The sequence below is a fragment of the Rahnella bruchi genome (genome assembly GCF_003614975.1).
GTDB lineage: Bacteria > Pseudomonadota > Gammaproteobacteria > Enterobacterales > Enterobacteriaceae > Rahnella > Rahnella bruchi.
The window spans coordinates 138,266-157,056 of record NZ_QZWI01000007.1 but is presented as its reverse complement, the minus strand read 5'-3'; the positions used below and the strand labels follow the sequence as shown (position 1 = coordinate 157,056).

General features: G+C 51.4%; 19 protein-coding genes and 1 pseudogene. 8 read left to right on the top strand and 12 right to left on the bottom strand.

Annotation, left to right across the window (positions count from 1 at the left end; all coding sequences use genetic code 11):
- Positions 1 to 26: 26 nt before the first annotated feature.
- From D5398_RS14145 to D5398_RS14125, 5 genes are all read right to left on the bottom strand, one after another.
- Complete coding sequence (locus D5398_RS14145; protein WP_244216766.1) at positions 27 to 872, bottom strand: amino acid ABC transporter ATP-binding protein; 846 nt, start codon at positions 870 to 872, stop codon at positions 27 to 29.
- 12 nt (positions 873 to 884) lie between these two features.
- Entirely contained in the window at positions 885 to 1,802 is a 918-nt protein-coding gene (locus D5398_RS14140; protein ID WP_120508205.1) for an amino acid ABC transporter permease, read from the bottom strand.
- A gap of 27 nt (positions 1,803 to 1,829) precedes the next feature.
- The gene (locus D5398_RS14135) at positions 1,830 to 2,333 is read right to left on the bottom strand and encodes a GNAT family N-acetyltransferase (RefSeq protein ID WP_120508204.1); all 504 of its coding nucleotides are present in this window, start codon (positions 2,331 to 2,333) and stop codon (positions 1,830 to 1,832) included.
- 15 nt (positions 2,334 to 2,348) lie between these two features.
- Positions 2,349 to 3,287: an ABC transporter substrate-binding protein gene (locus tag D5398_RS14130; protein ID WP_208645962.1), complete on the bottom strand. Its 939-nt coding sequence runs from the start codon at positions 3,285 to 3,287 to the stop codon at positions 2,349 to 2,351.
- Positions 3,288 to 3,502: 215 nt separating this feature from the next.
- Positions 3,503 to 4,687, bottom strand: coding sequence for a M20 peptidase aminoacylase family protein (locus D5398_RS14125; protein WP_120508202.1), 1,185 nt, complete (start codon positions 4,685 to 4,687; stop codon positions 3,503 to 3,505).
- A gap of 257 nt (positions 4,688 to 4,944) precedes the next feature.
- Here D5398_RS14125 and D5398_RS14120 point away from each other — a divergent pair, with 257 nt between their 5' ends.
- From D5398_RS14120 to D5398_RS14100, 5 genes are all read left to right on the top strand, one after another.
- A complete protein-coding gene (locus D5398_RS14120; protein ID WP_120508201.1) occupies positions 4,945 to 5,931 on the top strand; it encodes an MsnO8 family LLM class oxidoreductase in 987 nt (328 codons plus the stop codon).
- A gap of 9 nt (positions 5,932 to 5,940) precedes the next feature.
- Positions 5,941 to 7,287 carry an LLM class flavin-dependent oxidoreductase gene (locus D5398_RS14115; protein ID WP_120508200.1) on the top strand — a complete coding sequence of 449 codons (1,347 nt, stop codon included), beginning with the start codon at positions 5,941 to 5,943 and terminating at the stop codon, positions 7,285 to 7,287.
- Positions 7,288 to 7,440: 153 nt separating this feature from the next.
- Positions 7,441 to 8,094 (top strand): acrylate utilization transcriptional regulator AcuR, encoded by a 654-nt coding sequence (acuR, locus tag D5398_RS14110; protein WP_120508199.1) that lies wholly within the window; start codon positions 7,441 to 7,443, stop codon positions 8,092 to 8,094.
- Positions 8,095 to 8,201: 107 nt separating this feature from the next.
- Positions 8,202 to 9,179, top strand: a complete 978-nt coding sequence (gene acuI, locus D5398_RS14105; protein WP_120508198.1) for an acrylyl-CoA reductase (NADPH) — start codon at positions 8,202 to 8,204, stop codon at positions 9,177 to 9,179.
- Between the two features lie 197 nt (positions 9,180 to 9,376).
- Positions 9,377 to 10,348: a chemotaxis protein gene (locus D5398_RS14100; RefSeq protein ID WP_120508197.1), complete on the top strand. Its 972-nt coding sequence runs from the start codon at positions 9,377 to 9,379 to the stop codon at positions 10,346 to 10,348.
- 62 nt (positions 10,349 to 10,410) lie between these two features.
- Here the strand turns inward: D5398_RS14100 and D5398_RS14095 are convergent, their stop codons facing one another.
- Positions 10,411 to 10,800 (bottom strand): DUF1360 domain-containing protein, encoded by a 390-nt coding sequence (locus D5398_RS14095; RefSeq protein ID WP_120508196.1) that lies wholly within the window; start codon positions 10,798 to 10,800, stop codon positions 10,411 to 10,413.
- Between the two features lie 13 nt (positions 10,801 to 10,813).
- Entirely contained in the window at positions 10,814 to 11,242 is a 429-nt protein-coding gene (locus D5398_RS14090; protein WP_120508195.1) for an RrF2 family transcriptional regulator, read from the bottom strand.
- Between the two features lie 186 nt (positions 11,243 to 11,428).
- Between D5398_RS14090 and D5398_RS14085 the strand changes: the two genes are divergently transcribed.
- Both D5398_RS14085 and D5398_RS14075 read left to right on the top strand, forming a co-directional pair.
- Positions 11,429 to 12,457, top strand: coding sequence for a GIY-YIG nuclease family protein (locus D5398_RS14085; protein WP_120508194.1), 1,029 nt, complete (start codon positions 11,429 to 11,431; stop codon positions 12,455 to 12,457).
- 449 nt (positions 12,458 to 12,906) lie between these two features.
- Positions 12,907 to 13,023, top strand: a pseudogene (locus D5398_RS14075) (helix-turn-helix domain-containing protein); the annotation flags it as partial.
- Positions 13,024 to 13,057: 34 nt separating this feature from the next.
- Here the strand turns inward: D5398_RS14075 and D5398_RS14070 are convergent.
- Complete coding sequence (locus tag D5398_RS14070) at positions 13,058 to 13,843, bottom strand: SDR family oxidoreductase (protein ID WP_120508193.1); 786 nt, start codon at positions 13,841 to 13,843, stop codon at positions 13,058 to 13,060.
- 148 nt (positions 13,844 to 13,991) lie between these two features.
- Here D5398_RS14070 and D5398_RS14065 point away from each other — a divergent pair, with 148 nt between their 5' ends.
- Positions 13,992 to 14,885, top strand: a complete 894-nt coding sequence (locus D5398_RS14065) for a LysR family transcriptional regulator (protein ID WP_016243455.1) — start codon at positions 13,992 to 13,994, stop codon at positions 14,883 to 14,885.
- Positions 14,886 to 14,919: 34 nt separating this feature from the next.
- Here D5398_RS14065 and D5398_RS14060 read toward each other — a convergent pair whose 3' ends face one another.
- From D5398_RS14060 to D5398_RS14045, 4 genes are all read right to left on the bottom strand, one after another.
- Complete coding sequence (locus D5398_RS14060; protein WP_101867808.1) at positions 14,920 to 15,909, bottom strand: aldo/keto reductase; 990 nt, start codon at positions 15,907 to 15,909, stop codon at positions 14,920 to 14,922.
- A 26-nt stretch (positions 15,910 to 15,935) separates the two neighbouring features.
- Complete coding sequence (locus D5398_RS14055) at positions 15,936 to 16,787, bottom strand: aldo/keto reductase (RefSeq protein WP_120508192.1); 852 nt, start codon at positions 16,785 to 16,787, stop codon at positions 15,936 to 15,938.
- Between the two features lie 246 nt (positions 16,788 to 17,033).
- Positions 17,034 to 18,098: an alpha/beta hydrolase gene (locus D5398_RS14050; protein ID WP_120508191.1), complete on the bottom strand. Its 1,065-nt coding sequence runs from the start codon at positions 18,096 to 18,098 to the stop codon at positions 17,034 to 17,036.
- Positions 18,099 to 18,205: 107 nt separating this feature from the next.
- Positions 18,206 to 18,790, bottom strand: coding sequence for a flavodoxin (locus D5398_RS14045; protein WP_120508190.1), 585 nt, complete (start codon positions 18,788 to 18,790; stop codon positions 18,206 to 18,208).
- Between the last annotated feature and the right edge of the window lies 1 nt (position 18,791).

Here is an 18,791-nt window from a genome sequence, read left to right as displayed (position 1 = left end):
ATTTACCAATCGCCAATAAGCAGAATTTACAGCACTTTCTCCAGAAAACGGCGGGTACGTGCATGACGTGGCCGGTCGAGCACCTGTGCCGCGCTGCCGGTTTCCACTATCGCGCCATCCACCATAAATACCACCTGATCGGCAACCTGACGCGCGAAGCCAATTTCATGCGTTACCACCACCAGCGTGACGCCTGACTGCGCCAGTTTCTTAATCACGTCCAGCACTTCGCCGACCAGTTCGGGATCCAGCGCTGACGTGGGTTCATCAAATAACATCACTTTCGGATTGAGCGCCAGCGCCCGTGCAATGGCGATGCGCTGTTGCTGCCCGCCTGACAAATGCCGCGGCCAGGCCTGCGCTTTTTCACGCAGCCCGACAGTGTCGAGCAGTTCATAGGCGCGGGCGATGGCCTGTTTGCGGCCCAACAATCCGTGAACCACCGGCGCTTCGATAATGTTGTCCAGCACGGTCATGTGCGGGAACAGATTGAAATTCTGGAACACATAGCCGACGTGCGTACGTTGCTTAAGAATGGCGCGCTCTTTCAGTTCATACAGCGTGTCGCCCTTGCGCCGGTAACCGATGTAATCGCCGTCAATCTGGATAAAACCTTCATCCACCCGTTCCAGATGATTAATGGTGCGCAGCAGCGTGGATTTTCCCGAGCCGGAAGGGCCGAGGATAACCGTTACCGTGCCCGGTTCGATGCTCAGACTGACGTTATCCAGCGCCTTGTGCGCGCCGTAATATTTACTCAGATTACTGATATCAATGCGCCCGACGGTCGCGGTGTGCGGTTTAAGCACAAACAGGGGTTCTGCGGGAGCATCAGCCGGGCGGTTAACGAATAAATCAAAGGCTTCGGACATAAGATTTTCCCTTTACTGAAGACGGGCGACGCGCCACTGACGCAGACGCTGCAACGGAGTGGGCGCGACCTGACGAACGGTGCCGCGGGAGAAATAACGCTCGACGTAATACTGCAAAAATGACAGCACGGTGGTGATCAGCAGATACCAGATGGTCGCCACCATCAGCAGCGGAATTACCTGCTGCGTGCGGTTATAAATCACCTGTACGGTGTAGAACAGTTCCGGCATCGACAGCACGTAAACAATCGATGTGCCTTTCGCCAGGCTTATCACTTCATTAAAACCGGTCGGCAGAATCGAGCGCAGCGCCTGCGGCAAAATAATGCGGAAGGTGCGACGGTAAGCCGGTAATCCCAGCGCAGCGGCGGCTTCATGCTGCCCGTGCTCAACGCCTAAAATCCCGCCACGGATAATTTCTGCGGTATAGGCAGACTGAACCAGCGAAAGACCAAGAACGGCAACCGAAAACTGATCCAGCAAATCAACGGTTGGCGTGCTGAAAAAGGAGATATGCGTGAACGGAATGCCCAACGACAGATTGTCGTACAGGTAGGAAAAGTTGTAGAGGATGATCAATACCAGCAACAGCGGCAAAGAGCGGAACAGCCAGATATAGCCCCAGGCCAGCGCATTTAGTAAGTAAGATTTCGACAGGCGGGCGAGAGCCAGAGCGGTACCGAAAATCACGCCGAACACGGTTCCCAGCAGGGTGAGTAACAGCGTTTTTCCCAGACCCGATAAAATCACCGGATCAAAAAACCATTGCCGGAACACGCCCCATTCCCAGCGGGAATTTGTCGCAATCGACTGAATAATCCATAACAAAATAAACGCCGAAAAGACGGCACCGGCCAGCCGCCACGGATAACGCGCCGGCACCACTTTTAGCGGGGGATGATTCACGGATGAAGGGGCATTTTCGCTCATAGGCTTTCTCTTTCTGATTGCTGCTGATTACGACACCGGAACGTCGGCGGTCAGTTTTTTGGTAAACGGCAGACGCCCGTCATAAGGCGGTCGGGAATACACTTCCGGATCCAGCCGTGTGTCAAACTGCGGCTGATATCCATGAGACAGATACAAGCCGACAGCTTCCGGCTGACGGAAACCGGTAGTGAGGAACACCTGCCGGTAACCGTAAGCGGCGGCGCGGCGTTCCAGCTCATGCAAAATTTTCTGCGCCAGCCCCTGACGGCGCAGCGACCGGTCCGTCCAGATGCGTTTCAGCTCGGCGGTTTGTGCGTCGTACCGCTTATAAGCGCCCATCGCAATGGGCGCTCCGTTTCTCAGCAGAACGATGAACGCGCCGTCCGGGCGGGCAAATACGCTGTCATCCTCAGGTTCCTTACTGGCAAAATAATCGCCGTAGCGTTCACGGTATTCGCCGAACAAGCCCTGAATTACCGGCGCAATCAGCGGGTCTTCCGCTACGGTCTGGATAAATACGTCGTCGCTCATCGTGGCGTCCTCTGATTAATCGCCCAGTCCAGGCGGGTTAATTTCTGAATGATCGATTTTCTCAACGCTCTCGCCCCAGCGGTCCAGCACTTTGATATAAGCACCGCTGGCAATGGCGCTGTTGAGCGAGGCCTGCACGGCATCTACCAGTCCGTTGCCCTTTTTCAGCGTGACGGCGATATTGGCGGTTTTCGGCCAGCCGCCCGGCACGGTGCCGACCAGTTTGGTTTTACCTGTCAGCAGCGCTTTATACGCGCCGGTGACGTTCGGTCCGAAAGTGGCATCGGCACGACCGGACTGAATGGCCAGCGTGGCAGCGGCGTCATCGGTGACATATTGCGGTTTCAGCGCCGGTAATCCTTTGGCCTGATTCTCTTTGTCCCAGGCCAGCAACACGGCTTCCTGATTGGTGCCGGAACCGACGATGATGCGTTTACCGGCGATATCCGGCGCGGAAGTCATGGAGGTAATTTTGCTGTCACTTTTCACGTAAAAGCCCAGCGTATCCTGACGATAGGTCGCGAAATCAAATTTGGTTTTGCGGTCTTTAGTGACGGTAATGTTATAGATGGCCGCGTCGTATTTCCCGGAGGTCACACCCAGCGGCCAGTCTTCCCATGAGGCCGGAACCACTTTGAGTTTCAGGCCTAAACCGTCAGCCACCAGACGGGCGATGTCGGCTTCACTGCCAATCACGGTTTTGTTATCACGGGCGTACAAGCCGAACGGTGGGGCGCTGCCAAGCACCGCCAGCGCCACGGTAAGGGTGCCGGGTTCAACAAATTTAAAGTTAGCCGGGATTTTTGCCACGGCTTCCGGGCTTTTCGGTGTATTAACCGGCGTTTCATTGGCTACCAGATCAATACCCGGCGCGGCATAGGCCAGTGTTGAAAGACTTAATAAAGCGGCGATGCCCGTACTTTTTATGGCGGTGAATTTTACGCTATGTTTCATCATTATTATTTTTACCCTGCCTTCTTATTGTGTGGTGGCTTATTGTGTGGCGATACCGGTGAGATGACGCTTTCACTATTCCCGAGTGTTACAGGGATGTAAAACAACAAAATTAAATAATCAAAGAGAGAAAGTGGAAATACACACCGGTTTAAAAACTCACGAAAAACACCCGGAATTTCCGGGCGTCATGCATATAAAATTAAACGCTTTCGTTACTGTGAAATTAATTCATCCAGCGCCTTTTCAGCCAGTTGCTGAAAATATTCTGCTGCAGGATAAATAGCCGATTCGTCCGGATTAAATTGCGGATGGTGCAAACCAAAATCACTGGCGGAGCCGATGCTGACAAATGCACCCGGCACGTGATGCAGGTAAAACGCGAAATCTTCACCGCCCATTTGTGCCTGCGCAACTTCGGTTTTATAGCCAAATTCGTCCGCTGCTTTCAGGCTGAATTCGGCCCAGTGCGGCGTATTAACCACCGCCGGTGGCCCGCCAAACCAGTGTAATTCGGCTTTAGCGCCCAGCGCGTCGGCGACACCGGTAATCACTTTACGGATACGCTGCGGAATTTGTTCGCGGATTTCGCTGTTGTGCGTGCGCACCGTGCCTTCAAGTTCCACGGTTTGCGGCAACACGTTCCAGGTATTGCCGCCTTCAATACGGGTGACGCTGACCACCGCGGCCTCCTGGGCGCTGACATTGCGGCTGACCACGGTTTGCAGCGCGGTCACGATGTGGCTGGCGGTGACAATACTGTCGATGCCTTCTTCCGGATGCGCGGCGTGCGCACCTTTGCCGGTCACCGTTATCTGGAAGCGATCCACGTTGGCGTAGAACGCGCCGCCCTTGGTGGAGAAGGTCCCGACCGGTAATTCAGGCGCATTGTGCAGACCAAAAATAGCATCCACATTTTCCAGCGCCCCGGCTTTAATCAGCTGTGACGCACCGCCAAACCGTTCTTCAGCGGGCTGGAAAAACAGCCTTACACGCCCCGGTAGCTGATCTTCCCGCGCTTTGAGTAAATGCGCCGCGCCGAGGATCACCGAGGTATGGAAATCGTGGCCACAGGCATGCATTACGCCGGGCTGCTGTGAACTGAACGGCACGCCGGACGTTTCTTCTATCGGCAATGCGTCGATATCACCGCGCAACGCAACGACCGGACCTGTTTGCGGACCGATTTCCGCCACCACGCCGGTTTTTAATCCGAGGGATAAAATGCGGATCCCGGCGGCATTCAGCCACTGCGTGATTTTTTGCGTGGTCACAAATTCCTGATTAGATAATTCAGGATGCTGATGTAATTCACGGCGCCAGGCGATGAGTTGTTCTTCTAAACCCGATGTGTTTTTTTGTGCGATGTTTTTTGTTTCTTCGGCAAGTGAAATGCTCATGATGAAATAACCTTATTGTCTGAAATGGTTGTGACAGGAATAGTGCAGGTCATTTCATGCTAGCCAGACCGGAGAGAATAACTAAATACTCAGTCGCTATAATTTATAGTCGTTTTGCACAGCTCATTTTTGCAGACAACCGCATAGCAAAATACTGACTATAGAAACGTGTTTTTATTATTTAGCTTTGGTCGTATTTCGTGGAACTCTTTTTGTCACTATAGATTGAGAGCGTGACAGATAAAAAGGAATGTCCGGTGAATTACCGACTGAGTTTATTAGACCAAAGCCCGATTAACGAAGGACAGACTGCGGCGCAGGCACTGGAAGCGACGCTCACTTTTGCGCTTAAAGCCGAAGCGCTGGGTTATCACCGCCTGTGGGTATCAGAACATCACGACACCGATAGGCTGGCGGGCAGCTCGCCGGAAGTATTGATTGCCTGGCTGCTGGCACGGACATCCCGGCTGCGGATCGGCTCAGGTGGCGTGATGCTGCAACATTACAGCCCGTATAAAGTGGCTGAAAATTTCCATCTGCTGGCGTCGCTGGCGCCGGATCGCGTTGATATCGGTATCGGAAAAGCACCCGGCGGTTTGCCGCTTTCAACCAAAGCCCTGCGCGGTTATACGCAGGCGGATGCTGTTCCCGGATTTCCTGCACAGTTGCAGCAACTGACGCATTATCTGACTCATCTTGACGATCATCTGGCAGGCAATGAAGCGCGTGCGTTGCCGCGTCCGCCTGCCAGTCCTCAGCGATTTCTGCTGGGTGCCAGCCCGGAAAGCGCGCGGCTGGCGGCGTCGCTCGGCTGGAATTTTGTGTTTGCCGGGTTCATCAATACTTCGGAACAGGTGATGACCGAATCGGTGCTGGCTTATCACGAATATTCTGCCGGACAGGGGCAGGCACTGGTCAGCCTGGCGGTACTTGCGGCGCAAACCTGTGAGCAGGCAGAAGCGCTGGTGGCTGAACAACATAATTTTCGCGTCACCGTCGGCGATCGCCACGTCACGGTCGGTACCCGCGAACAGGCAGAAGCCTTTGTGAAACAGGCGGGCGCGACGCAATACCACATCGAACAACAGAAGCTCAGCGTTTTGCACGGTACGCCCGGCGATATCCATCAGCAGCTGCGCGATATTCAGCGCCGTCTGTGCGTGAATGAATTTGTGATCCATACCCCACTGACAGATGCCGCGGTGCGTCTGAAGTCCATCGAATTGCTGGCAGGCCAGCATTAAGGAAATTTCATGAGCCATTCAAGCCATTCAAAGAGTATTAAGCTGGGTCTGATGCTGCACGGTGCGGGCGGACATATGAATTCGTGGCGACATGAAAAAGCGCCTGCCGATGCCAGCGTGAATTTTCCGTATTTCCGCGATTTGGCTTTGCGCGCTGAAGCTGCCGGATTTGATTTTCTGTTTGTCGCCGACGGTCTGCACATCAACGAAAAATCGCTGCCGCACTTTCTCAACCGTTTCGAGCCGGTGGCGTTGCTGTCGGCGCTGGCATCTGCCACGCACAGCATCGGGCTGGCAGGAACTATTTCGACTTCTTACAGCGACCCGTTTACCGTGGCGCGTCAGCTGGCGTCCATCGACAATATCAGTCAGGGTCGCGCGGGCTGGAACGTGGTGACGTCGCCGCTGGCCGGTTCTGCGAAAAATTTCGGCAAAGATCATCCCGAGCACGCGCTGCGTTATCAGATTGCAGAAGAATATATCAACGTGGTGCAGGGGCTGTGGGATTCGTGGGAAGACGGTGCGTTTGTCCGTGACCGTGAGAGCGGCGTGTTTTTTGATGCCGCGAAGCTGCACAAACTCAATCATCAGGGACAATTCTTCTCGGTGGAGGGGCCGCTGAATATCCAGCGTTCGCCACAGGGACAGCCGGTGATTTTCCAGGCAGGGGCATCTGACGCCGGTATCGCGCTGGCAGGAAAATCAGCCGATGCAGTTTTCACTAACGCCCGCACGCTGGAAGAAGCGCAGGAGTACGCCGCAAAATTGCAGGCGCAGGTCGCGAAAAATGGACGTCATCCGGTGGGGATTTTCCCCGGCATCAGCCCGATAGTTGGCAAAACCGAAGAGGAAGCCGAGGCCAAATATCAGTATCTGCTTTCCCTGCTTTCGCTCGATGATGCGCTGGCGTATCTCGGACGCTTCTTCGATCATCATGATTTCAGCCAGTATCCGCCTGACGGCCCGTTCCCGGAACTGGGTGATTTAGGTCAGAACACTTTCCGTTCGACCACAGACAGCATCAAGAAACAAGCGAAAGACGAGAACCTGACGCTGCGTGAAGTGGCATATCAGACCACGCTGCCGCGCGGCGAATTCTTCGGCACGCCGGAACAGGTCGCAGACCAGCTGATCCGCTGGGTGGAAGAGGGCGGCGCAAGCGGCTTTATCATCAGCGGACCTGTACTGACGGAAGCGCTCGACGACATCACGCGGCTGGTTCTGCCGGTGCTGGCGGCGCGTGGATACTGGCATCCTTCAGAAGCGCAAACCCTGCGCGAACGGCTGGATATTCCTTTTAAAACCAACCGTTACAGCGTGCAGGAAACTCGCCGCGAGACAGTCAGCGAGAAATAGTTACAACATACTCATGCTGTTTAAAAGGCCCGCTCCGGTGACTCCGTGCGGGCCTTTTGCTTTGCAGGGAAGGTCGGGCAGAAACATGCGGGCTTGCCTGTGAAAATGATTCGGCGTAGGCTTTCTGCAATTAATAAACGACCGGTCTAAATTATGAATGCTGATCTGACTACTGACCCTGAAACGCTGAACAAGCCTCGACGCGGGCGTCCGCCGAGAACTGAACGCGAGTTTGCGGATACGCGCGAGGCGCTGATCCGCTCCGGGCTGGAAGTGATCACAGAGATGGGATATCTGTCGGCAGGCATCGAAACGGTGATTAAAAACATCGCCGTACCGAAAGGCTCGTTTTATCACTATTTCAAAAGTAAGCAGGATTTTGGCATGGCCGTACTGGATGCGTATGGCGCTTTCTTCGCTCACCGGCTGGATAAGTTCTTGCTGAACGTGACAATGTCACCTCTAAGTCGCATCGACGCTTTTGTACAGCATGCCGGACAGGGAATGGCAAAGTTTGGTTTCACCCGTGGCTGCCTGGTGGGGAACCTGTTACAGGAGTCCCCGTTGCTTCCTGAAGATTTCCCCGCAAAACTGATAGTCATCCTGGGCGAATGGGAAAGCCGGATTGCCACCTGCCTGCGGGAGGCCCAATCAGGCGGCGAAATCGGCACAACAATACCGCCTGAACAACTGTCGCAAATTTTCTGGTCTGGCTGGGAAGGCGCAGTAATGCGCGCAAAACTGTTCCGCTCCGCCGAACCGCTGGATCAGTTCTGGACTTATTTTCGCGGCAGTCTTCACTCATAAATTCAGCTTTCCCATAAACAGAAAAACAGCACCTGCAATCATTACGTCGGCAATCGCATGGCTGACGACAACACTAATTCAATCTCCTGAAATTAAAAGGGAAAAAAATGAAAGCATTGGTTCTCGAACAACAAGACAAAACCACTCTGGCCGAAGTGAAAGACATCTCGCTGCCCGAAATGGCTGAGGGTGATGTGCTGGTGGATATCAGCTGGTCAGGTCTGAATTACAAAGATGCGCTGGCGATCACCGGCAAGGGTAAAATTATCCGCCAGTTCCCGATGGTGCCGGGTATTGATTTCACCGGCCACGTGAAACGCAGTAACGACCCGCGTTTTTCCGCCGGACAAGCGGTGCTCCTCACCGGCTGGGGCGTGGGTGAAACCCACTGGGGCGGACTGGCGCAGCAGGCCTGCGTCAAGGGTGACTGGCTGGTCGCGCTGCCGGAAGCAATGCCTGCGCGCAACGCCATGATCATCGGCACCGCCGGTTTCACGGCGATGTTATGCGTGATGGCGCTGGAAGAGGCGGGCGTAACGCCGCAAAGTGGCACCGTCGTGGTGACCGGCGCCAGCGGTGGCGTCGGCAGCACTGCTGTAGCGTTGCTGCATACGCTTGGTTACACCGTTGCGGCTGTGACCGGGCGTGAATCCACCCATGATTACCTGCGCAAACTGGGCGCCAGCGAAATTCTCTCACGCGATGATTTTGCCGAAACGCGTCCGCTGGAAAAACAATTGTGGGCCGGTGCCATCGATACCGTTGGCGACAAGGTTCTGGCTAAAGTACTGGCGCAAACCAATTACGGCGGGTGCGTGGCGGCCTGCGGTCTGGCGGGCGGCTTTGGACTGCCGACCACCGTGATGCCGTTCATTCTGCGCAACGTGCGTTTGCAGGGCGTCGATTCCGTTTCTGTGCCTGCTGAACACCGTACGGCGGTGTGGGAACGGCTGGCCAGTACACTGCCTGAAAGCTTCTATCAGCAAGCCGCAACAGAAATCACGCTGGAGCAAGCGCCTGCTTACGCCGAAGATTTTCTGAATAATAAAATTCAGGGCAGAACGCTGGTGAAAATCGGCGGCTAATCCTGTTCAGACCCGGCATTTTCACAATGCCGGGTTGTCTTTCCTGCTCAATTTTCCCGCCGCTCTAAAGAATTGCACCGAACCAGCCGATAAATACAGTGTCCCTCTGAGAAAAAAAGAGAACGGAGTCCTTATTTTCCGAACGACGCACAGCGCAAACACCGATAAAAACGAATAACGACAGGCATGGGGAAAGTATGGATAATTTTCAGAAAGAAATTGATGAGAGAACCAATCTCACATCATCAAACCGGTTTGAGCTTTTGCTGTTCCGTCTTGGAACCTCGCCGGAAGACGAACAATCTGAACTCTTTGGTATCAACGTCTTTAAATTGCGCGAAATCGTGCCTATGCCGTCACTGACGAAAGCCGCAGGCATGTCATCGCCGATGATGGGCATGGCTAACATTCGCGGTGAAATTATTCCGGTGATTGATTTGCCCGCCGTGGTCGGCTGCGTGCCGAAAACCGGACTGAACATTTTGCTGGTCACGGAATATGCCCGCAGCACGCAGGCATTTGCCGTGGAATCTGTGGACGACATCGTGCGTCTGGAATGGAGCCAGGTGCTGGCCGCCGAATCCGGCGTGAAGAGCCGCAACATCACCAGTATCGCGCGTCTTGATACCGATAAATCCAGCACCCGTCTGGCGCTGGTGCTGGATGTCGAGCAGATCCTGCATGACATCATTCCGAACAGCAACATCGATATGGACAAGAAGAAAACCAGCGCGTTCAAGCTGAAACCGGGCACGGTAGCGATAGTTGCTGAAGACTCGAAAGTCGCGCGTCAGATGCTGGAAAAAGGCCTGAACATGATGGAAATCCCGGCGCAGATGCATGTGACCGGTCTGGAAGCCTGGAATAAAATCCGCAAAATGGCGGAAGAGTGCAAAGCAGAAGGGCGCCCAATCGCCGATAAAATTTCCTTCGTTCTCACCGATCTTGAAATGCCGGAAATGGACGGTTTCACCCTGACGCTGAACATCAAGCGCGATGAGTTCCTGAAAAATATCCCGGTGATTATCCACTCCTCCCTTTCCGGCAGCGCCAACGAAGATCACGTACGTAAAGTCGGTGCCGACGGATACGTGGCGAAATTTGAAATTAACGAACTGGAAGCGGCAATTCATAAAGCGCTGGATGCCAAGAAGATAGCGCACGTTTAACGGCTGCTGCTTTAAATAATACAAAATGGCCCGCATTTTCTGCGGGCTTTTTGATTGTCTGATTAATGCGCGTCGCCGCTTAATTCCTTACGGGCGCGTGCTTTCAGTACGTGCGTTGAAATCGCTGACTGGAACACTTTGAACATCAGACCATTAATAAAGGTGGTCAGGGTAAGAGTCAGAAAAGCAGATACCAGCCAGTCGGCAACAATGTAATTGCTGTTAATAATCAGCGGGTGATAAATCACCATGCCGGCAAAAACTACCCAGTGGCTGAAACAATAAAAACATTTAAACAGATGGCCGAGCGTATTATTTTTCTTTTCAATCCAGTTACGCATGGGCTCAAATAAATCTGCCTGCGTAATACTCATGGAAATACTGCTGGCGGCAAGGGCAATGATCAGGCAATTCCACAATGCGGAAAGCCCGTGTGCGATGTTTATATCCATACTGACCTCAGTTTTAAGTGTGTGGCGGGTTATTTAAGAATTCTGTACCGATCTCCTCGAGAGTTTGTTGTTTGAACTGACCGATGATCAGCTCATACGCCTGAGTGAATGCGCCATTCATGGTTCGGTTTACCCCCTGTTCGATTAGGCATTCTGGCGCGTGATTACGGTTACCGATAGCAAACAGAGAAGGGGAGCCCAGCGCCAGATAGACGTCATACAAGGTGATGGCATTCAACGCGCGCGCCAGCTTCCAGCCACCGTTATGGCCCTTTTCGGACGTAACAATATCGTGCTCGCGCAGTCCGGCCAGCATCTTACGCACCACGACAGGATTCGTGTCGAGGAAAGCCGCCAGCTGTTCCGACGTCAGCGGCACGCCAGCATCAGCCATATGCAGAAGGATGTGCAGCGTTGAAGAAAGTGAGTTGTTTGTTTTCATGTAACTTATAATGATACATGATATGTGGGGTGTCAAGTGCGGGGGATGAGATTTGCGGCGCTTAAGAAATAACCTTTTCGGTATTTTTAATAATACTATAATTGATTAATAACTCTGTCGATTTCAAAAGGGAATGCTATTATATAGAGAATGGATGAATATTCATAAATTTAAAAAAAGGTGAACATGACTGATAAAATGAGTGGGTATGTCTATATTCTGGAAGTCGCTGACATTGACTTGCCGGTGTGTAAGATTGGAATGACCACCAGAGATCCCATTTCCCGGTGTCATGAAATAAATAAAAGTTCAACTGGCGATTTTATTTGGGCTGTGGCTCACTTCATTTCTGTTGATGATTGCAAGGAACTTGAGAAATTAATTCATTATAAGTTAAGTCCATTACGTCAAAAGAGAAGAGAGTTCTTTAATTTGTGCGCGGATGATGCATACAAAGCTATAAAGTCTATTTTTGATTCTCAGAGTAATATTAAAATGATAGAAAGTATTGATCGCCAAACGTCGCCTCAGACAAAACTTCATCGAAAGAAAAATAATAGCAATTTTCCAAACAGACCTCGCTCTGAAGAGTATGCTGCTTTATTACAGACTTTTTGTGAGGTTTTAGAAATAAAAGGTAGACCTTTTGGCCAACTCAATAAGCCATTTTTTGGCATGAGTGATGGAAACGAGGGCGTCCAATGGAATATTGCCGTGCAACCAAAAAGCAATGAAATTTCTTTAGGGGTTAACCTTGAAGGGTTGATGTACAAAAACTGGCCAATATCTAAGCTTATTAAATCAGAGCTAAAAGCACCTGAATTGCCAAAAATAATAGAAGACTTAAAAACTTCAGATCAAATATTCCTGTCCTTTTGGCGCGATGCCTGGCAAGTAGCATCCAGACCTGAAATTAAAGAAAAATACATAGGCGGCAAACCATTTAAACTTAATGAATTGACAGAGGAAAAGTGGCGATGCATTTTAAATGAAGCGCTGGAGTGCCTGGATAAAGAACATGATTACCAGAGGCGTAGTAAGCAAAAGGTTACTTTGGTTAAGAAAGATGGTAAAAATATGACGCAATTTATGGCAGTCTCTCCTCACTTAACAATATGGTCACCATTAACTATTAATGAGAACATTGAAGTTTCGATTCGTAACAAGATCATCGAATTAAAGAGTATTCATAGTTGGATGAAGCAATTGAGCTAAGAATTAGACATATTATTGGGAATTGAATGTTCGATGTGTTATCTCGACTGACGTTTACACTTCGCTTAAAGCAATTGACTGCAGTCAAAGCACAAAAAGCCCGCCTAAGTTTCCCAAGGCGGGCTTTTCTAAATTTGGCTCCTCTGACTGGGATCGCCTTTGCCAGTAACTGGCTAATAAACAAGAAAATCCTGAATTCCCTTTCTGTCAAAACCACCAGAATGACCACCGATAGTTGCGGGTTCCATAAATCTGGTATGAGCGTTCCGCAGCATGAGTGAACATGACTATTTTACTCTCTGAAAATGAAGCGTAATTAGAGGTAACGTCGAAGGTGTTTATCCTATGTGAAACTGTGTGCAAAGAGGTTTAACTGTCGGCTGAGTGCCATAAGCGGACATGTCTAATTTCAGTTGTGCTCATTAATCTGGTTCACTGAACGAAGAACAAAACAGGTCGTTATTGAGCGTATTAATTTAGGCTTAAGCATCAGCTCTATTGCCCGAGAATTTAGTACTACCCGGCAAACCATACTTCGGATAAAGGCCGGATCCAAACTGTCATAAGACCGGCCTCTATTGGGCCAAGTTGTCAAAGGTGTTAGATTGATTTTACGTGTTTTGAAAACAGGTTCAGCTCGTTAATAATGCACTCAGGTTCTTCACTGAAAGGCATGTTGTTCAAATCTAAAACCCCATCATTTTTTTCAGGATTATCAGTTTGCAGGTCTGCAAACAGCAAAGTAAGATCCTGTTGTGCTTCTCCTTGTTCAGCCACCAGCTCGAACGTTTTATTTTTTGCCTCGTCGCTGGTCAGGGCACAGACCAGAACCTGGGCGATTTGCTCCCGGGATACCACACCATCTTCCGGTGTTCCTGCATGGCGACGATCTCCCTGAAGCATAACGATTCGGTGTTCATCATTATTGTTGTAATCAAACCAGCCGGGCCTGACGATGGTATAAGGGTGACCACTCGCCCTTACCAGACGCTCGGCACGTCTTTTCCAGTCATGCACCTCAGTGCGTTGATTCCAGGTGCTGAGTCGTTCAGTCACGCCAATCGTGGTCATTAGGCCGATACGAACAGGCGTATTCTTAAATATGCGTAAAATATTACGCACTCCGCCGTAATCTATCGCTCTGGCACCAATTCGCCCCTGGCCATCGGAACCGAGCGTGAAGATGATGGCATCAATATCTTTCGGTAATTCGGTGAGTGTTTCAGGCAATGAAACATCGCCGTAAAAAATATCTGTTTCCCGGGGAAGCAATTTTACTTTGCGTTTATTTCTGACTAGCGCCACGGGCTGATGGCCCATTTTGATAGCGGTATTGACGACATGAAGGCCAATACTTCCTGTCGCCCCTGCAACGAGTATTCTCATGATAAACCTACTGATAATTCAGACTTATTTTCGATACGGTCAGAATATCAATTATCATTAATGTCAGTAATGGGGCTAAAATGATTGTGTCTATGAACACCCTTCATGAGTGTGCGATGAAGGGAATGCCTCCATAAGGAAATCGCCGATGCTCAAAGAAAATTTCAACGAACTGCAAATCTTTCTTGTGGTGGCAAGGGAGCGAAGTTTTACCAAAGCAGCGGGCAAACTGGGCGTTTCTCAGTCTGCACTCAGCCACGCGATGAAGGCTCTGGAGGAAAGGCTGAATATCCGCCTCTTGACCCGCACGACCCGAAGCGTTGCCCCTACGGAAGCCGGTGAGCGAATTATTGCCTGCCTTGAACCCCGTATTGCCGATCTCGAGCAGGAACTGGAATCGCTGGTTCAGCTGAACGGCACTGCCTCAGGTAATATCCGTTTATCTGCCGGGGAGCATGCCGTGCGAAGTCTGGTATGGCCGAAGCTAAAACCCTTCCTCAGGGAATACCCGGAAATCAATGTTGAACTGGTCGTTGATAACGGCTTTGTCGATATTGTTGAGGGGCGTTTTGATGCCGGGATCCGTCTGGGGGAAAGCGTGGATAAAGACATGATTGCGGTAAGAATTGGGCCGGACATGAGAATGGCCGTCGTAGGAGCGCCGTCTTATTTCGCTGCAAACCCGGCCCCTGAAACGCCGCACGAGCTACAAAATCATCGGTGTATCAATATGCGCCTGCCGACAGCCGGTGGGCTTTACCACTGGGAGTTTGAGAAGGAAGGGAAACCGTTAAGGGTCAGAGTGGAAGGGCAGGTAACGTTTAATCTGCAGGCGGAAAGAATTGATGCGGCGTTATCCGGTTTTGGCATCGCCTGTATACCTGAAGACAGGGTGCAGGATTATATAAAGTCAGGAGAGCTTATTCAGGTTTTGCAGGACTGGTGCCCATCTTTCCCCGGATATTACCTCTACTACCCGAGCCGCAAGCAGCATCCGCCCGCTTTTGCGCTGATGATCGATGCACTTCGCTACCAGGAATAACGGGTCCCCCATTCGCAGAGGGCCCGTTCGAGTGTTAACGGCCCACGCGAGCCTGATGCTCAGGAGAGTAACGCTCGCCGACGATTTTAATCGTTTCAAGCGCCTGGGTTATCTGCCATGAGTCATCCTGCGAAAGAATGATGTCGGCAGCTCTCAGGTTTTCCTCCAGCCGATGTAGTTTGGTGGTGCCAGGGATAGGAACAATCCACGGCTTTTGTGCCAGCAACCATGCCAGCGCGATTTGTGCAGACGTCACGCCTTTCTCTGCCGCCAGTTCACCCAGCAATGAGACCAGCTTTTCATTGGCTTCAATCGCCTGCCCGGCGAAACGCGGTACGGTGCTGCGATAATCATCTTTCCCAAAAGTAGTTCCTGGCTTAATCGAGCCCGTCAGGAAGCCTTTGCCTAATGGGCTGAAGGGCACAAAACCAATACCCAGTTCCTCTAGCAACGGCAGGATCTCCTGCTCAGGCTCGCGCCACCACATTGAATATTCGCTTTGCAGGGCAGTGACAGGTTGTACGGCATGCGCACGACGAATGGTTTGCGCGCCCGCTTCGGACAGACCGAAATGTTTAACTTTACCTTCAGCGATCAGGTCCTTCACTGTTCCCGCAACATCTTCAATCGGGACGTCCGGATCGACACGGTGTTGATATAGCAGGTCAATGACATCAGTGTTAAGACGGCGTAATGATCCTTCCACCGCTTCACGGATATGCTCCGGACGGCTGTTTAAAATCTGCTGCTTGTTGTCGTCGCCAAAAGTAAAACCAAACTTGGTGGCGATGACTACGCGGTCACGAAATGGTTTTAAGGCTTCACCGACAACCTCTTCATTGAGGAAGGGGCCATACACTTCAGCGGTATCGAAGAAGGTGACGCCACGTTCAACCGCAGCGCGAATGAGCTCGATAGCCTGACGGGTATCGGTGGCCGGGCCATAGCCGTGGCTTAAACCCATGCAGCCGAGCCCAAGCGCGGAGACTTCGAGTCCGGATTGACCCAGATAACGTTTTTGCATTGAATGAATACCTCTTTTATCGTGACTTAAACATCCAGTTTGCGGCCAGTCAGCCATTCCACCATTGCCGGGTCACGGTGAGAGAAGAAGGCGCTGGTAGCGGTGTCGAGGGCGGCAATTTGCAGCATATCTTCAGCGCTGAGTTCAAAATCGAGTATGTTGATGTTCTCTTCCATGCGTTCTTTGCGCACCGATTTCGCCAGTGAAACAATGCCTCGCTGGAAGATCCAACGCAGTACCACCTGGCCCACGCTTTTGCCGTACTTCAGGCCAATTGCCGTTAACACGGGATGCTGGAACAGGCCATTTTTACCCTCAGCAAACGGTGCCCAGGCTTCCGGCTGAATGCCACGGCTTTGATTCCATGGAACGGCATGCAGCTGCTGGTTAAAGGGGTTAACTTCAATCTGGTTCACCGCAGGGGCGATTTTGTTGAAAGCGATAAGATCGGCCAGTCTGTCAGGATGGAAATTGCTGACGCCAATGGCGCGAATTTTTCCTGCCTTATGCAGTTCTTCCATGGCACGCCAGGCCCCATGGACATCACCGTAAGGCTGGTGAATCAGGTACAGGTCAACGTAATCAAGTTGCAGTCGATTCAAAGAGCGTTCGAACTGTGCTTTAGCGCCTTCGTAATTGGTATCCTGCAGCCACAGTTTGGTGGTGACAAAGAGTTCGTTACGGGCGATGCCGGTCTGTTTCAGAGCGTTCCCGACCTGGGTTTCATTCTGGTAGGACGCTGCGGTATCGATCAGGCGGTATCCTGTATCGATAGCGTCAATCACGGCTCTTTCGCATTCGGCGGCATCCGTCATCTGGAAGACACCAAAGCCCAGAAGGGGCATTTCTATACCGTTGTTCAGTTTTACAGTTTGCATGACGTTATCCTTCAGCTGTTGTGTAGGAAAAGCATAACGCAAAGTTATTTATTCTATTAGAGGGGGTAATTAACTAGGGTTTATTAGATGTATTCATTAATCTTTGGAGGGCTGACGCTCTGTTTTGTGAGCAAAGCAAACCGCCATATTCAACACTTTTTTTCGGCAGGATTAGGCCACTTTATTTTTTATAAAGATGATGTTTGTATTGAGCCTTCAATAATGAAGACTCAATACTGGCTCTTCCTATTGCAGGTCTTTTTCCTTCAGAAATTTACTCACCAAATCAGCAATCTGCATATTGTTGAGATCAGAGAATGGGAAGTGGGTATTCCCTTTGATTCCCATTTCAGGCAGATGCGTCACCGTCACATCCCCGCCATGCTTGTTCACCACGTCGCGCCACTCCCGAGCCATTGCAAGGCGTACGCGCCAGCTGTCCTGCGCGGGCATGGCGACAGGTTTATCCGGTATGTTATCGCCGTAAATAATCAGAATCGGGATTTTGGTCAGTGCCATAAACTGCTCCATCGGAACAGGCTCACCCTTCAGCGTGTCGAACGCGCTTGGCATAGGGGCAGGGAGTTCTTTTTCCGGGAAGACAAAGCTGCTGCCAGGCTCAAAGGCGACAATGGCTTTGACCTTGTCGTTTTTCATCGCCGTATACCAGCCTGGTCCGCCACCCTGAGAGTGGGTGAAGAGGATAGCGGGGCCGGATTTATCCACTACTGCGGATATCGCATCAGAGATGACATTGATATCAAACGGCCCGGTATTCGGGGTCATCTGACGGAAATACTGATTCAACGCTTCTTTGTCGTGAGAGAACTGAACGTCTTTAAAATACTCTGGCCATACGCCAACGCGGAACTGGTTGAACCACATCTGTTCATCCGGTTTAGGCGTAACAGTACCTTCTACAGTCGTGCGCCCGGCGCTGCCCCGGCGTGGCTGATCGACAAGATAGGTTGAGAATCCGCGACGCAGGAATATGTTCTGGAACCCTTCACGACCATCCGGGGTGCTTTCCCAGGTACGGGAGAACTGACCTGCGCCGTGCAGCATGACGATAGGGTATTTATGCGGATTCTCCGGGATTTGGTAGAACACAGACGCATGATCGCCATGGTAGGTTTGACCAGCTGAATCCAGCGGCTTTTTCGCGTCAAATGTTCCTGGTGCGGTGATGATAGTGCCACCAGCAGAAAAGCTTCCCTGTTCCTGAATAACCAGCGGCTCGGCATATACCGATTGAGCCACCAGGCCACCCGCCATTACGCAGGTGGCCAGCGTTTTTAAGATTGTCTTCAAGATTACATCCTCTGTTATGTTTGCCGTTCAATCATATCTGAGTTGTCAGCGTTAATTATTTAGCACCCCTGATTGCCCTTATTTGGCAGACTCATGAATGCGGACGATTAGCCGCGTATCGTCTCTAACCAACTGGTTACCGTTTCTGTAGTTCTTCGTTCCTGGTCGCATTCAATGACCAGCGGTTTTTCCCGGCGCGCAGTTGGGGCGAGACTGGCAAGGATGTCGTCGCTGTCTCCTTTACCGTAGCCACCGTGAGTAATGAAGGGGATAAGTAATTTGCCTGCAAGGTTGTGGCTGCTGAGAAATGTTTGCACTACAGGCGGCACGCTGGTCCCCCAGATTGGGAAGCCTAAATACAGGGTCTCGTAGCGTGCGATATCTGCGACGCTATTTTTTAATGCCGGTTTTACGCCTCGCTCACGCTCATTTTTCGCCTGTTCAACGGTCTGAAAATAGTCTTCCGGATAAGGCGTTGCCGGCTCGATTTCAAACAGATCGGTGTTCAGGCTGCGGTGAATGACGCCCGCAATCACCCGTGTATTTCCGCTGCGGGAAAAGTACGCCACCAGAACACGGCTTTTACCCTGCACGTTTGTGGTTCCGGTGGCTGCTGATGCCAAAGAAACGTTCGCCAGCGTCAGCCCGGCAAGTGCGGTGATTAACATTCTGCGGTTGGGATCATGCTCCATA